Source organism: Staphylococcus simulans (genome assembly GCF_047037175.1).
Taxonomy (GTDB): Bacteria; Bacillota; Bacilli; order Staphylococcales; family Staphylococcaceae; genus Staphylococcus; species Staphylococcus simulans_C.
In genome coordinates this window covers 583,451-596,667 of the sequence record NZ_CP178241.1, presented here as the reverse complement: position 1 = coordinate 596,667, position 13,217 = coordinate 583,451, and the positions used below count along the sequence as shown (strand labels likewise).

Annotated in this window: 12 protein-coding genes; 7 read left to right on the top strand and 5 right to left on the bottom strand. The window is 35.4% G+C overall.

Annotated features, from left to right (window positions below; all coding sequences use genetic code 11):
* Positions 1-20 precede the first annotated feature (20 nt).
* Together ACFCT9_RS02750 and sucB are read left to right on the top strand one after the other, a co-directional pair.
* Positions 21-2,816, top strand: a complete 2,796-nt coding sequence (locus ACFCT9_RS02750; RefSeq protein WP_412520646.1) for a 2-oxoglutarate dehydrogenase E1 component — start codon at positions 21-23, stop codon at positions 2,814-2,816.
* Positions 2,817-2,828: 12 nt separating this feature from the next.
* Positions 2,829-4,091, top strand: coding sequence for a dihydrolipoyllysine-residue succinyltransferase (gene sucB, locus ACFCT9_RS02745; RefSeq protein ID WP_412520644.1), 1,263 nt, complete (start codon positions 2,829-2,831; stop codon positions 4,089-4,091).
* A 211-nt stretch (positions 4,092-4,302) separates the two neighbouring features.
* On the opposite strand, the gene ACFCT9_RS02740 is transcribed toward sucB, so the two are convergent.
* Positions 4,303-4,482: a Mid2-like cell wall stress sensor domain protein gene (locus tag ACFCT9_RS02740; protein ID WP_412520643.1), complete on the bottom strand. Its 180-nt coding sequence runs from the start codon at positions 4,480-4,482 to the stop codon at positions 4,303-4,305.
* 174 nt (positions 4,483-4,656) lie between these two features.
* Between ACFCT9_RS02740 and ACFCT9_RS02735 the strand changes: the two genes are divergently transcribed.
* From ACFCT9_RS02735 to brnQ3, 5 genes are all read left to right on the top strand, one after another.
* On the top strand, positions 4,657-5,472 hold the full coding sequence (locus ACFCT9_RS02735; RefSeq protein WP_412520641.1) for a VOC family protein: 816 nt from the start codon (positions 4,657-4,659) through the stop codon (positions 5,470-5,472).
* A 24-nt stretch (positions 5,473-5,496) separates the two neighbouring features.
* Positions 5,497-5,700, top strand: a complete 204-nt coding sequence (locus ACFCT9_RS02730) for a DUF6501 family protein (protein WP_412520639.1) — start codon at positions 5,497-5,499, stop codon at positions 5,698-5,700.
* A gap of 90 nt (positions 5,701-5,790) precedes the next feature.
* On the top strand, positions 5,791-6,582 hold the full coding sequence (locus ACFCT9_RS02725) for an ATP-binding protein (RefSeq protein WP_412520638.1): 792 nt from the start codon (positions 5,791-5,793) through the stop codon (positions 6,580-6,582).
* Positions 6,583-6,594: 12 nt separating this feature from the next.
* Positions 6,595-8,487, top strand: a complete 1,893-nt coding sequence (locus ACFCT9_RS02720; protein WP_412520636.1) for a vWA domain-containing protein — start codon at positions 6,595-6,597, stop codon at positions 8,485-8,487.
* A 224-nt stretch (positions 8,488-8,711) separates the two neighbouring features.
* Positions 8,712-10,055 (top strand): branched-chain amino acid-like transporter carrier protein BrnQ3, encoded by a 1,344-nt coding sequence (brnQ3, locus tag ACFCT9_RS02715; RefSeq protein WP_412520635.1) that lies wholly within the window; start codon positions 8,712-8,714, stop codon positions 10,053-10,055.
* A gap of 59 nt (positions 10,056-10,114) precedes the next feature.
* Here brnQ3 and ACFCT9_RS02710 read toward each other — a convergent pair whose 3' ends face one another.
* From ACFCT9_RS02710 to ACFCT9_RS02695, 4 genes are all read right to left on the bottom strand, one after another.
* Positions 10,115-11,035 carry a diacylglycerol/lipid kinase family protein gene (locus ACFCT9_RS02710; protein WP_412520633.1) on the bottom strand — a complete coding sequence of 307 codons (921 nt, stop codon included), beginning with the start codon at positions 11,033-11,035 and terminating at the stop codon, positions 10,115-10,117.
* Positions 11,036-11,159: 124 nt separating this feature from the next.
* On the bottom strand, positions 11,160-12,287 hold the full coding sequence (locus ACFCT9_RS02705) for a toxic anion resistance protein (protein WP_412520631.1): 1,128 nt from the start codon (positions 12,285-12,287) through the stop codon (positions 11,160-11,162).
* Positions 12,287-12,925: a 5-bromo-4-chloroindolyl phosphate hydrolysis family protein gene (locus tag ACFCT9_RS02700; RefSeq protein WP_412520630.1), complete on the bottom strand. Its 639-nt coding sequence runs from the start codon at positions 12,923-12,925 to the stop codon at positions 12,287-12,289. Before ACFCT9_RS02700 ends, ACFCT9_RS02705 begins: the two co-directional genes overlap by 1 nt.
* 15 nt (positions 12,926-12,940) lie before the next feature.
* Positions 12,941-13,210 (bottom strand): acylphosphatase, encoded by a 270-nt coding sequence (locus ACFCT9_RS02695; RefSeq protein WP_412520628.1) that lies wholly within the window; start codon positions 13,208-13,210, stop codon positions 12,941-12,943.
* Positions 13,211-13,217 lie beyond the last annotated feature (7 nt).

Below are 13,217 nucleotides of genomic sequence, written 5' to 3'. Positions count from 1 at the left end.
TATATTGTGGAGGGAGTAATATGACGAAATATACACAGGTTAGTGAAGCACCTGTAAATTTCGGAGCTAACTTAGGGGTAATTATTGATTTATACGATCAATATCTACAAGATCCAACTTCTGTCTCTGAAGATTTACAAATTTTATTTAGTACAATTAACAATGACAACAGAGAGGTGGCTGCAGCACCTTCATCAAGCTCTGACGATATGACAATTAAACAAGTTATGCGTTTAATTGACAACATCAGACAATATGGGCATCTGCAAGCAGATATTTATCCAGTTAATCGTCCAGAACGTAAACATGTTCCTAGATTAACACTTGAAGATTTCAATTTAACAAAAGAAGACTTAGAACAAATTTCTCCTGGTATTGTGTCAGATCATTTCGCTGATATTTATGACAATGCCTATGAAGCAATCCGACGCATGGAGAAGCGTTATAAAGGTCCGATTGCTTTTGAATACACACACATTAACAACAATAAAGAGCGCGCTTGGCTCAAGCGACGTATTGAAACGCCATATAAAGCAAACTTAAATAAAAGTCAAAAGTTAGAATTATTCAAAACATTAGCACATGTAGAAGGTTTCGAGAAATATCTTCATAAAAACTTTGTAGGGGCAAAGCGATTCTCTATTGAAGGTGTAGATACCCTTGTGCCAATGCTGCAACAAATCTTAAGACGTGCGGCAAAAGAAGAAATTCAAAATATTCAAATAGGTATGGCACACCGTGGACGCCTCAACGTGTTAACACATGTGTTAGAAAAACCTTATGAAATGATGATTTCTGAATTCATGCATACTGATCCAATGAAATTCCTACCACAAGACGGAAGTCTAGAATTAACATCAGGTTCAGCATGGACAAGTGACGTTAAATATCACTTAGGCGGTACGAAAACAACGGACACTTATGGTATAGAACAACGCATTTCATTAGCAAATAACCCAAGTCACTTAGAAATCGTTTCACCTGTTGTATTAGGTAAAACACGTTCTGTACAAGATGATCGTCATCAAAGCGGCAAAGTACAAACTGATTTCGGTAAATCAATGCCGATTTTAATTCATGGTGATGCTGCTTATCCAGGTCAAGGTATCAACTTTGAAACAATGAACTTAGGCAACTTAGAGGGCTATTCAACAGGCGGTTCATTGCATCTTATTACCAACAACCGAATTGGATTCACAACAGAACCAGAAGATGGTCGTTCTACAACATATTCTACAGACGTCGCAAAAGGTTACGATGTACCAATTATGCACGTTAATGCAGATAATGTTGAAGCAACGATTGAAGCGATTGATATCGCAATGGACTTCAGAAAAGAATTTAACAAAGATGTTGTTATCGACTTAGTAGGTTACCGTCGTTATGGGCATAACGAAATGGATGAACCATCTATTACGAACCCTATTCCTTACCATGCAATCCGTAAGCATCCAACTGTGGATCATATTTACGGTGATTACCTTGTTGAAGAAGGCATTATCTCTAATGATGAAAAGAACAATATCTTAGATGATGTTCAAAAAGAACTTCGTGCAGCACACGATAAAATCGATAAAAACGACAAAACAACAACACAAGATATGTCTAAACCTGATAGTGTAGACTTGCCACTTCAACCAGATGATCGTCAATTTGATTTTGAAGAATTGAAATCAATCAACGATGCATTATTATCATATCCAACAGGCTTTGAAGTCTTGAAAAAGTTAAACAAAGTCTTAGAAAAACGCAGAGAACCATTTGAAAAAGAAGATGGTTTAGTGGATTGGGCACAAGCTGAGCAACTTGCATTTGCGACAATTATGCAAGATGGCACACCAATTCGTTTAACAGGTCAAGATAGTGAACGTGGTACTTTCAGTCACAGACATGCTGTATTGCATAATCCAGATACAGGTGATGAATATGTTCCTTTACAACATGTACCAAACCAACGTGCATCATTCGATGTTCACAACTCACCGCTTTCTGAAGCAGCAGTTGTTGGTTTCGAATACGGTTACAATGTTGAAAACAAGGGTACTATGAATATCTGGGAAGCACAATATGGTGACTTTGCGAATATGGCCCAAATGATATTCGATAACTTCTTATTCAGCAGTTATGCGAAATGGGGCGAACGTTCAGGTCTAACATTGTTCTTACCACATTCATATGAAGGACAAGGTCCAGAACACTCATCTGCAAGATTAGAGCGTTTCTTACAGCTTTCAGCTGAGAATAACGCGACTGTAGTGAATTTATCTAGCTCAAGCAACTATTTCCACTTATTACGTGCGCAAGCTGCTAGCTTAGATACTGATGCGATGCGTCCATTAGTAGTGATGTCACCGAAAAGTTTATTGAGAAATAAAACAGTATCTGACACAATTGATAAATTTACTCAAGGTCATTTCGAACCAATCTTGCCAGAAGAACATGAAGCAAGCAAAGTTAAAAAAGTGATTTTAGCTTCAGGTAAAATGTTTATTGATTTGAAAGAACGTCTGCAAAAAGAACCGGATGAATCGATTTTATTGATTGCAGTAGAACGCTTATATCCATTCCCAGCTGACGAAATCAAAGCAGTAATTGAACAATTACCAAACCTTGAAACAATTGCATGGGTTCAAGAAGAACCGCAAAACCAAGGTGCTTGGTTATTCGTTTATCCTTACTTAAGCGATATCGCCAGCGATCAATACGAATTACAATATAGTGGTCGTATTAAACGTTCTGCGCCAGCTGAAGGTGACGGAGAAAATCATAAACTCGTTCAAAAATCTATTATCGAAGAGAGTCTTAACAAAAATTAGGGGGAAATTAGTATGTCTGAGATCGTAGTTCCAGAGTTAGCAGAATCTATTACAGAAGGTACAATAGCTGAATGGTTGAAAAATCCAGGTGATTCAGTAGACAAAGGTGAAGCTGTTGTCGAATTAGAAACAGATAAAGTCAACGTTGAAGTTGTATCTGAAGAAGCAGGTGTTTTACAAGAACACTTAGCTGAACCTGGTGATACTGTTGAAGTAGGACAAGCAATCGCAACTGTAGGGGAAGGCAGCGGCAGCTCATCATCAGCTTCATCTGACGACAAAAAAGAAGAAGCACCAAAATCTGAAGAAAAAACAGAAGAAAAATCTGAACCAGCAGCAGCTGATAAAGCTTCAGAAAAAGAAAGTGCTTCAAATGACCAACGTGTCAATGCAACACCATCTGCACGTAAATATGCACGTGAAAAAGGTATCGATTTAGCAGAAGTTGCTTCTAAAGGTAACGATGTTGTGCGTAAAGATGACATTGATCGTCAACAACAAAGCAGCCAAAAACAAGCGGCACCTGCTAAATCTGAAACACCAGCTAAATCACAAAGCAGCACCCCAAATAAACCAGTGATTCGCGAAAAAATGTCTCGTCGTAAACAAACAGCAGCTAAAAAATTATTAGAAGTATCTAATAATACAGCGATGCTGACTACGTTCAACGAAGTAGACATGACTAATGTGATGAACTTACGCAAACGTAAAAAAGAACAATTCATTAAAGATCATGATGGTACAAAATTAGGCTTCATGTCATTCTTCACAAAAGCAGCTGTAGCAGCATTGAAAAAATATCCTGCAGTGAATGCTGAAATCGATGGTCAAGACATGATTACTAAACAATTCTATGATATCGGTATCGCGGTATCTACAGATAATGGTTTAATCGTGCCATTCGTACGTGACTGTGATAAGAAAAACTTTGCGGAAATCGAAAGTTCAATCGCAGACTTAGCAGTTAAAGCACGCGACAACAAATTATCACTTGGCGACTTAATGAATGGTTCATTCACTATCACAAACGGCGGTATCTTCGGTTCTATGATGTCTACACCAATCATCAACGGAAGCCAAGCAGCTATCTTAGGTATGCACTCAATTATCACGCGTCCAATCGCGATTGATAAAGATACAATTGAGAACCGCCCTATGATGTATATTGCTTTAAGCTACGACCACAGAATTATCGATGGTAAAGAAGCAGTAGGATTCTTAAAAACAATTAAAGAGTTAATTGAAAGCCCAGAAGACCTACTTTTAGAATCTTAATCTATAATTCAAATCATATTACAACCTTAATGCGACGGCAGTTTTGCCGTCGTATTTTTTATTTTTCTTTTTTCTCTATTGTGCCTTATCCAGAATTATATTTTATAGTGCAATACTATTTAGGGCTAGTGATTAATCACTAGTCCTATTTTAGATATAAAAAAGCAGCGTAAGTGGTTAATTAAAGACCACTCTTACACTGCTTGTACGATTAAAGCATATTGAAAACGACGAGTTCTATAATCGCCAGAATAACAAATACGATACATAAGATACCGAAATGCTGTTTACTAAACTTCGCATTTTCTTTGAACTTACCGGTGAAGTAATTAATACCGGCATAAGCTGCAATGAGTACTGTTAATGCAAATAATATCCAGAAATTAAGCATTTAACATCATCTCCTTTGACCCCAATTGTCAGATCAAACATGCTATTTCTGATTCCTATATATTAGTACTATACCTTATTTTGAATGAATTCACTCATTAGACACTTCATCATACAAAAACAACTTCATTTAAGTTATAATGAATGAGAAATCACAAAAGAAGGTGTGGGTAAAATGGCAGGTCTACGAAGTGTCACAATTGGTACTCGAAATCTAGAACAAACTATTTATTTATTTCATGATATTTTAGGATTGAATTATGAAAGACAAGGCTCAAAAAACGCAGTGCGTTTTGGCGATGCAGATTTAAGCCCTGGTACTAGAATTCATTTCATTGAAGTACCTAACTATTCAACTGAAAATAATCATGTCTTAAGTGTTGGTTTAAGAACACCATCCGATTTAGGATTAGATGAGTATCAAACAATCTTAGATCAAAATGAAATCAAATATGGCGATGTTACAGAAATGAATAACAATAAGCATTTTGAATTCAAAGATGGTAATGGACAATTCTTTGATATCTATTCTAATGAAAATAACAGTGGTGTCCCATTAGGTATGCCTACAGATGATGGAACAGTGAATCCGCTTCACCAAATTCAAGGACTTGGTCCTGTCATTGTTCAAGTTAACGAAATGTTGCTGACTTCATCTATTTTATCTAAAGTATTTGGCCTTGATCACTTTGCTGAATATACACCGACTACAGATGATGACTTTAAAGTACAAGTATTTCGAATTGGAGAAGGCGGCTTAGGCGGAGAATTGCATATCTTCCAAGCTGGCGAATCGATTCAATTACCAGAATACGGTTCAGTTGAACAAATCGAATTCAGTACACAATCTAAACAAGATTACCGCAATGCGGTGCAACAATTAGAAACGATTGGCATTCCTTATCAAACACTTGAACAACAAGATTCTGAATCTGTGCGTATTACAGAAAATAGCGGATTGTCATTCATCTTAACTTTAGAAAAAGCATAAGTTGTATAGAAAGGATTGAAACATATGTTACACGAAGAATGGAAAGACAAAGAACCAATTAAAAAAGTAGAGGTACTGCATACGGACGCAAAGAAATTTACAGTATCTGATATGCTGACAATTGGAAAACAATACGATGTCGTAAATGAAACTGAGGAGTATTATCAAATCATTGATAACTCTGGTAAAGTTGGCGGCTATTACAAAGAATACTTTAAAGAAGTATAATTTAATGAACTAACACAATATTCGATAAAGGACTTGGGCACCAAGGTGTGCCTCGGTCTATTTTTTGATGTATGAAAAGGAGAATTTCAAATGGCACAACATCAATATATAAATGCCGATAAAACAGTTTTTGGTGACGCATACGCAATGATGCGTTTAAATAAAAATATCCTATTAAAAGGGCCAACAGGTTCAGGTAAAACAAAGCTTGCCGAATCTTTGGCTGAAGATATCAACATTCCTATGCATCAAGTCAATTGTTCTGTGGATTTGGATGCTGAGAGCTTACTTGGCTTCAAAACAATCCAAACAAGTTCAGATGGCAATCAAGAAATTGTCTTTATTGACGGACCTGTCATTAAAGCTATGAAAGAAGGACATATTCTATACATTGATGAAATTAACATGGCGAAACCTGAAACACTGCCAATTTTAAATGGGGTACTAGATTATCGCCGCAGTCTTACGAATCCTTTCACTGGTGAAATTATCAATGCAAAACCTGGCTTTAATGTCATCGCAGCAATCAACGAAGGATATGTCGGAACATTGCCTATGAACGAAGCATTAAAAAACCGCTTCGTTGTCATTCACGTTGACTACATTGATGGCGAAACATTAAAAACCGTAATTAAAGAACAAAGTCGTTTAGATGATGATGCGCTTATTACAAAAATTGTCGCATTTAATGAAGATTTGCGTACAATGACGAAACAAGGTCAAATTTCAGAAGAAGCTGCAAGTATCCGTGCATTGATTGATATGAGTGATTTGGCAACTGTTATGCCAATTGAACGTGCAATTCAACGTGCAATTATAGATAAATTAGAAGATGAACGCGAACAACAAGCGATTATTAATGCGATAGAATTGAATTTTTAGTGAGGGATAGGTATGACCAATCGATTTATCAAGTTTAATGATGAAATCTTAGATGCTAAAAAAGTAATGATGCTGCAAGACCTTGCGCGTTTACTTTTAAAAAATAATCAAACGCATGTCAAAATTCAAAAATTCCCTTATTACGACCCTATTGAAAATGAACTCATCGCCAGTGTCTTTTGGACACACCGTCCCAGCCATATTGAAATTACAGGTTTAAAAACGGATGTGTTACTCGCAACATATGGTTACCGATTAATGGATGAGTTTATTGTAAACGAAGTCTTGGACAATCAAGAATTCAAACACCCTAGCTTCTTTAAACAACTCTTTAAATTATTAGAAGATATGCGTGTATTAAATGCGATTGTGAAAATTCGACCTAGTATGAAAGACGCAATCGCATTAAGAAAACAAATCCGTCTAAATTATACTGAATCTCAAATTAGCGTTTATCGTACGAAAACAACCTATACTGATTTGCTTTTCTTATATTTAGAGAAGTCTCTATTAACAGAAGACTTTTACGATGTACCAAGTATTAGGGCCGACCTTGATCCTATTATACAAAGCATGTATATGTATTTGCCTAATTTCTTTATGAACTATACATCTGAGGATAATAAATTCTTAGCCGAACGTATTTTATATCAGCTAGATGATTTATTAGATGAAGATATGTTGAATGAATACTATTATATTCCGCGTAAAGTCTATAAAGAAATTCAAGCTGAAACATTCGATGACTTAAAGCGTGTCGATGCAGCAAATGTCGATGGCAAAGATGACACAGAAGAGGATGAAGATATCGAGACAGCAAAAGCTGATACGAAAGCACAAGATTCAAAATCTGAAGGCGGCGCTTATTTAGAAATGGAACTGCATGAAGGTGAGAATAGTGAAGCTGCCAGTGATAATGATACTGCGCGTGAAGGTGATGCTTCAGACGATATGACGGACATGATGACTAAAAAAGGTAAAGGTTCTAATGATACGATTGATAACGAATCCGGCGGTCAAACCGGCGCAACAGCCCAACCATTTGCTTTAAAGGGCATTAATGAAAATGTGGAAGTAAAATGGAATGTGCCGGAGATTACAGCCGAAGATCGTACGGCATATCATGACGTAGAACGAGATGTTCAATATGAAATCAAAGACTTAACACAAATCATTGAAAAAACTATTGAGCGTGAACAAGTAGATGAACGTCATAATCTGACAAAAGGGCGTTTACAAAGAGACTTAATCAATTGGTTTATTGATGATCAATATAAGATGTTCTATAAAAAACAAGATTTAAGTCGTTCCTTTGATGCGACCTTCACTTTATTAGTAGATGCTTCAGCTAGTATGATAGATAAAATGGAAGAAACGATAAAAGGGGTCGTATTATTCCATGAAACTTTGAAGAAACTGAATGTAAAACATGAAGTATTAGCCTTTAATGAAGATGCTTTTGACGCCGATGATAAATCTCAGCCTAATATTATTGATGAAATTATCAATTATAACTATTCACTTGGCTCAAAAGATAGTGCAAGAATCATGGAATTAACACCTCAAGACGATAATAGGGATGGAGTCGCAATCAGAATCGCGAGTGAACGTTTACTAAGCCGACCGCATCACCAGCAATTTTTAATTATCTTCTCTGATGGTGAACCTTCTGCATATAATTATGATCAAGATGGTATCATTGATACGTATGAAGCTGTTGAAGAAGCAAGAAAATACGGCGTTGAAGTATTCAACGTATTCTTAAGCCAAGAAGCAATCACTGAAGACATTGAACGTACGATTCATAATATATATGGGCAATTTGCATTATTTGTAGAAGGTGTTGAAAACTTACCAAGTCAACTTTCACCTTTATTGAAAAAACTATTATTGAAGTCTGTCTAAATAACATATACAATACGCATGCAAAACACAATAAAACATTTTTTGTTGATTGTATGCGTATTATTTTGTTTTAAAATCGGTAAAATGACATATTTCACTGATTATGTAACATTATGGGCGTAATGCTTTTTAAATTTTCTGAAAGTTTATATAGCATTTCTAATTGCATTATGCTAAAATAAAGCAATATTTAAGATTTATAGTAACAGAAGGAGCACATCAAAATGAATAAAAACACATGGATTATCGGGTTTACCTTGTTTGCCATCTTCTTTGGCGCTGGAAACCTTATCTTCCCACCAAATTTAGGACTAGATAGCGGTCATTATTTCTGGCCAGCTATTCTCGCATTTGTATTAACGGGAATCGGGCTTCCGTTATTAGGTGTGGTAGTAGGCGCTTTAGATAAACAAGGCTATATCGGATCTTTTAATAAAATATCACCAATATTCTCAGTAATATTCTTAGTGGCTATTTATTTAACAATCGGACCGTTGTTCGCAATTCCACGTACAGCATCTACATCATTTGAAATGACGGTAACACCGATTATTCATTCAAACAGTCCAATTGCGTTATTTATCTTCTCAGTGATTTATTTCGCAGTGGTATTATATCTTTGCTTAAGCCCTGGTAAAATGGTCGACCGTATCGGTTCATTATTAACACCAGCATTATTAATTACAATCGTTGCAATGATTATCAAAGGATTCATGGACTTTGGTGGTAACCCATCAAGTCATGGTACTGAAGCATACACATCAACATTAACAGGTTTCTCTCAAGGGTTTACACAAGGTTACCTTACAATGGATGCAATCGCAGCAATTGCTTTCTCTATGATTGTGGTAAATGCAGTTAAAGCAACAGGTATTAAACATGCAGATACAATCTTTAAACAAACAGCTATGGCGGGTGTTATTGCCGCGGCTGGTTTAATGTTCATCTACATTTCTCTTGGTTATATTGGTAACCATATGCATGTAACACCTGAGAAATTAAAAGATTTAGCAGATCACAACCAAAATATTGGTACATACTTGCTGACTACAATTGCAGGTACGGGTTATGGTGAATTTGGTAAATACTTATTAGGTATTATCGTTGCACTTGCTTGTTTAACAACAGCTTGTGGACTTGTCGTAGCAGTGGCTCAATACTTCAGCAGTATTTTCCCTAAAATCTCATACAAAGCTTATGTATTAATTTTCACAGGTATCAGTTTAGTACTTGCTAACTTAGGTTTAAACCAAGTAATCTTACTTTCAATTCCGGTATTAATGATTTTATATCCAATCGGAATCACAACAGTATTATTAATCTTAATGGCACGATTTGTTCCAATGAAACCAATCGTCCAACAATTTACAATTATTGTAATTACAATTACATCATTAATTAGCGTTGCAGTTGCTAAAGAATGGATTCATTTCGGAGCTTGGAGCAAACTACCACTTGCAAGCAATAGCTTAGAATGGTTCCCAATTGCGATTGTAGCTGTAATCATCGGGTACATTATCAGCTTAGGCGCTAAAAATCAAAAACCAATCGTTTACGAAAAAGAATAATTCTATAAATCTAGAAACGGGAGTGTACAAATTCATGTACACTCCCGTTTTCTATCTCATTATTGATTGTCAATATCGACATACAATAATTGTACTTTGTCTTTTAATAACTTAATTTCAGCAGGTGTATCAAATAAGATTTCTCCATCGATATCTAATTTAGTCTTTGGAGTCGTTTCTAAAGTTGCATTGTCTGTTGATACTAAAGTAATGTTTTCAGTGATATCATTCCAATTCATACTATCTTTCACATGGAAGAAATCTTTAATTAAACTCATATTATGATTCTTAAATAAGAAGATATTCATTTTCCCATCACAAGGGGACAGATCTTCTAGCGGAATTCTGCTTCCACCGACGAAATTGCCATTTGCGATTAGAATCATTGAGGTTTCTCCTGAATAGGTTTCACCATTTGCTTTAACTTCATATTTATATGTCTCAGGATCAGCAATAACCTTTAAGGTTGTAAAAATATAACTTAATTTGCCAAAAATTTTCTTATTATTTGAATCGACATTTTCAGCATTTTCTACCATCATACCAATACCCGCAAAGTTCAATGCGATATAGCCATTAATGTCTAATACATCAAAAGGCTTCACTTTTGATTCTAGTAACTCTTGTGCCGCTTGTGCAGGTTTAGCGGAAAGATTTAATGTTTTCGCAAAATCATTAAACGTTCCGCCAGGAATAATGCCGATAGGGATGTTTAAATCATTTTTTACAACGCCATTCACTAATTCATTGACTGTTCCGTCGCCACCTAAGATAAAGAAAATATCATAAGATTGATCATTATTTTGTGCTACAGTTTCACAAAACTTTTCAATATCTCCTTCTTCTTTACTCAATTTAATTGTCAAATCATCACACATTTGAACTAAGCTCTCAGTCACTTGTCCAATTGATTTATACAGGTTGCCTTGACCTGCGGCTTGATGATAAAACAACACACCTTTATGGAAGTGTTGTGTCATGATACCTAACTCCTTTAAACTCATCTCGTTATACTTACCCCTAAATAAACTTCACTCAATCATTTAAGGTATAAAAAAACGATTATCTTGCTACGAAAGTAGGGGAGATAATCGTTTTTATTTGTTATTGTACTTTGTTGTCTTTCATAGTTAATAAGCGTTCTTTCATATCTGCTTCTAAATGTTGCAGTTCTTGTTCAGCTTGTTGACGTTTTTCACGTCCTTCGGCTTGAATTTGTAATGTTTGTTCAACTGTCTCAATTATATTTTCATGTGTAGATTTTAATGTTTCAATATCGACAATACCACGTTCATTTTCAACAGCCATATCAATCGCATTTTGTTTCAACAACTCTGAATTGGCTGTAAGTAAATCATTCGTTGTATCTGTCACGGCACGTTGTGCTGACATAGCTTGTCTTTGACGCATTAACGTTAATGCGATAGCCATTTGGTTTTTCCATAATGGAATACTTGTTAAAATCGAACTTTGAATTTTTTCAGCAAGTGTTTGATTCACATTTTGAATCATACGAATTTGCGGGGCAGTTTGTAATGAAATTTGTCTAGATAACTGCAAGTCATAAATGCGTTTATCTAAACGATCCGCAAATTGCTCCAAGTCTGCAACTTCTTGTATGTCCATTTGATTGCCTGATTCATAGGCTTTTTGTCTTTTCTCAGGTAGTTCATGTTCTAAGATGGCTTGTTTCTTTTCTTGTGCTGCTGCGATATAGAGATTCAACTCTTCAAAGTAATCTTTATTTTGATCATATAGTCCATTCAGTAATTGAATATCTCTATTCAATCCATCTTTATGATTTTTTAATTCAACAGAAATACGATCAACTTGTGATCCTACTGATTGCATTCTTGAGAAAATTTCATTAGCAGATGCTTTGGCACGCTTAAATATTTTCTTCAAGAAAGAATCTTTTTCTTGTTTAAAATCATCCGGTTGAACTTCTTTTAGTTTTGCCATTAACTGATTTAAAGTATCCCCGATAGGGCCTGTATCCTTTGACTTAACCTCAGTTAACATTTTATGTGAGAAAGATGACATACTAGATTGTGCATTAGAACCGAATTTCATTAATGAATCATAATTCATCGGTTCAATCTGGTTTGCCAACTCATGAATTTTCTTTTGTTGTTCTGGTGTGAAGTCTTTATTGGCTTCCATCAATGTTTGGTCATTTGAAACTTGGCTTTGTAACTCAGGGTGTGTCGGCATTTCATTTTCATTTGCCATTAATCATGCTCCTTTCCATGGAATTGGCGCTTTTGTTCTATTTTATTCATTTCCATTTCAACGTCTAGACGCGTATAGTCTTCTTCGTTCAATCTCTTTAAATCAGCAACCAATGTTCTTTTCACTTCATCTAAAGTAATACGTGTTTGTTCTAACTTTTGTTTTTCCTCTTTAGATTTTGCCGGCATTTTTGCCAATCTCGTATAGCTTTCAATCAAATTCAATGCATTCTCTAAATGTGAATAAAAAAAGCTGTCGACAATAAAGAACTTTTGCGGTTGTTGTCTCACCGTAAAATATATAGTGCGTGCTAATCTATGAATTTCATTCACTTGTTTGAAATCTTTAATTGATCGCACGTTGATAAAGGATTTTAATAACTTGCGCAGTTTTGTTTGCGCATTATTTAAATGATGACTCACAAATCTGTAATCTCTTCTTGTTAATCCTATTTCGTTTAAATATTTTTTGGATGTGAAAAATTGAGTAGGTAGGTAAAAGGCAAAGAATGTTGCGATACCAATTCCTAAATCATATACAAATAATATATCGAATGCATAAATACTTGTGAGCCAAGCGACAATAGCAGCTGGAACACCAACGAGTGTCCCATAAATTCGAGAAATATAATATCTCAATTTACATCTTCCTTTTTAAATAGTTCTAAATCTTTCTAAAGATGAATCTGTATCTAATTGTTCAATGTTGTAATCTGTAACTTTGGAAGCAGGGGAAGCACCCTCGATAACTGCTTGAGTAAAATGTTCGAGTTCTTGTTCTTCACCTTGTGCGTAAACTTCTACATATTGCTCGACATTTTGTACTGTCCCTGTAATATGATATTTTTGAGCAAGGCGTTCAGTAAAATAACGGAATCCGACACCTTGTACTTGTCCAAATACTTGAATTTTTCTACGTTGCATAAGATCA

Coding starts and splice junctions, on each gene's coding strand:
- ACFCT9_RS02750 (WP_412520646.1), top strand. CDS start 21: ATGACGAAATATACACAGGTTAGTGAAGCACCTGTAAATTTCGGAGCT.
- sucB (WP_412520644.1), top strand. CDS start 2,829: ATGTCTGAGATCGTAGTTCCAGAGTTAGCAGAATCTATTACAGAAGGT.
- ACFCT9_RS02740 (WP_412520643.1), bottom strand. CDS start 4,482: ATGCTTAATTTCTGGATATTATTTGCATTAACAGTACTCATTGCAGCT.
- ACFCT9_RS02735 (WP_412520641.1), top strand. CDS start 4,657: ATGGCAGGTCTACGAAGTGTCACAATTGGTACTCGAAATCTAGAACAA.
- ACFCT9_RS02730 (WP_412520639.1), top strand. CDS start 5,497: ATGTTACACGAAGAATGGAAAGACAAAGAACCAATTAAAAAAGTAGAG.
- ACFCT9_RS02725 (WP_412520638.1), top strand. CDS start 5,791: ATGGCACAACATCAATATATAAATGCCGATAAAACAGTTTTTGGTGAC.
- ACFCT9_RS02720 (WP_412520636.1), top strand. CDS start 6,595: ATGACCAATCGATTTATCAAGTTTAATGATGAAATCTTAGATGCTAAA.
- brnQ3 (WP_412520635.1), top strand. CDS start 8,712: ATGAATAAAAACACATGGATTATCGGGTTTACCTTGTTTGCCATCTTC.
- ACFCT9_RS02710 (WP_412520633.1), bottom strand. CDS start 11,035: ATGACACAACACTTCCATAAAGGTGTGTTGTTTTATCATCAAGCCGCA.
- ACFCT9_RS02705 (WP_412520631.1), bottom strand. CDS start 12,287: ATGGCAAATGAAAATGAAATGCCGACACACCCTGAGTTACAAAGCCAA.
- ACFCT9_RS02695 (WP_412520628.1), bottom strand. CDS start 13,210: ATGCAACGTAGAAAAATTCAAGTATTTGGACAAGTACAAGGTGTCGGA.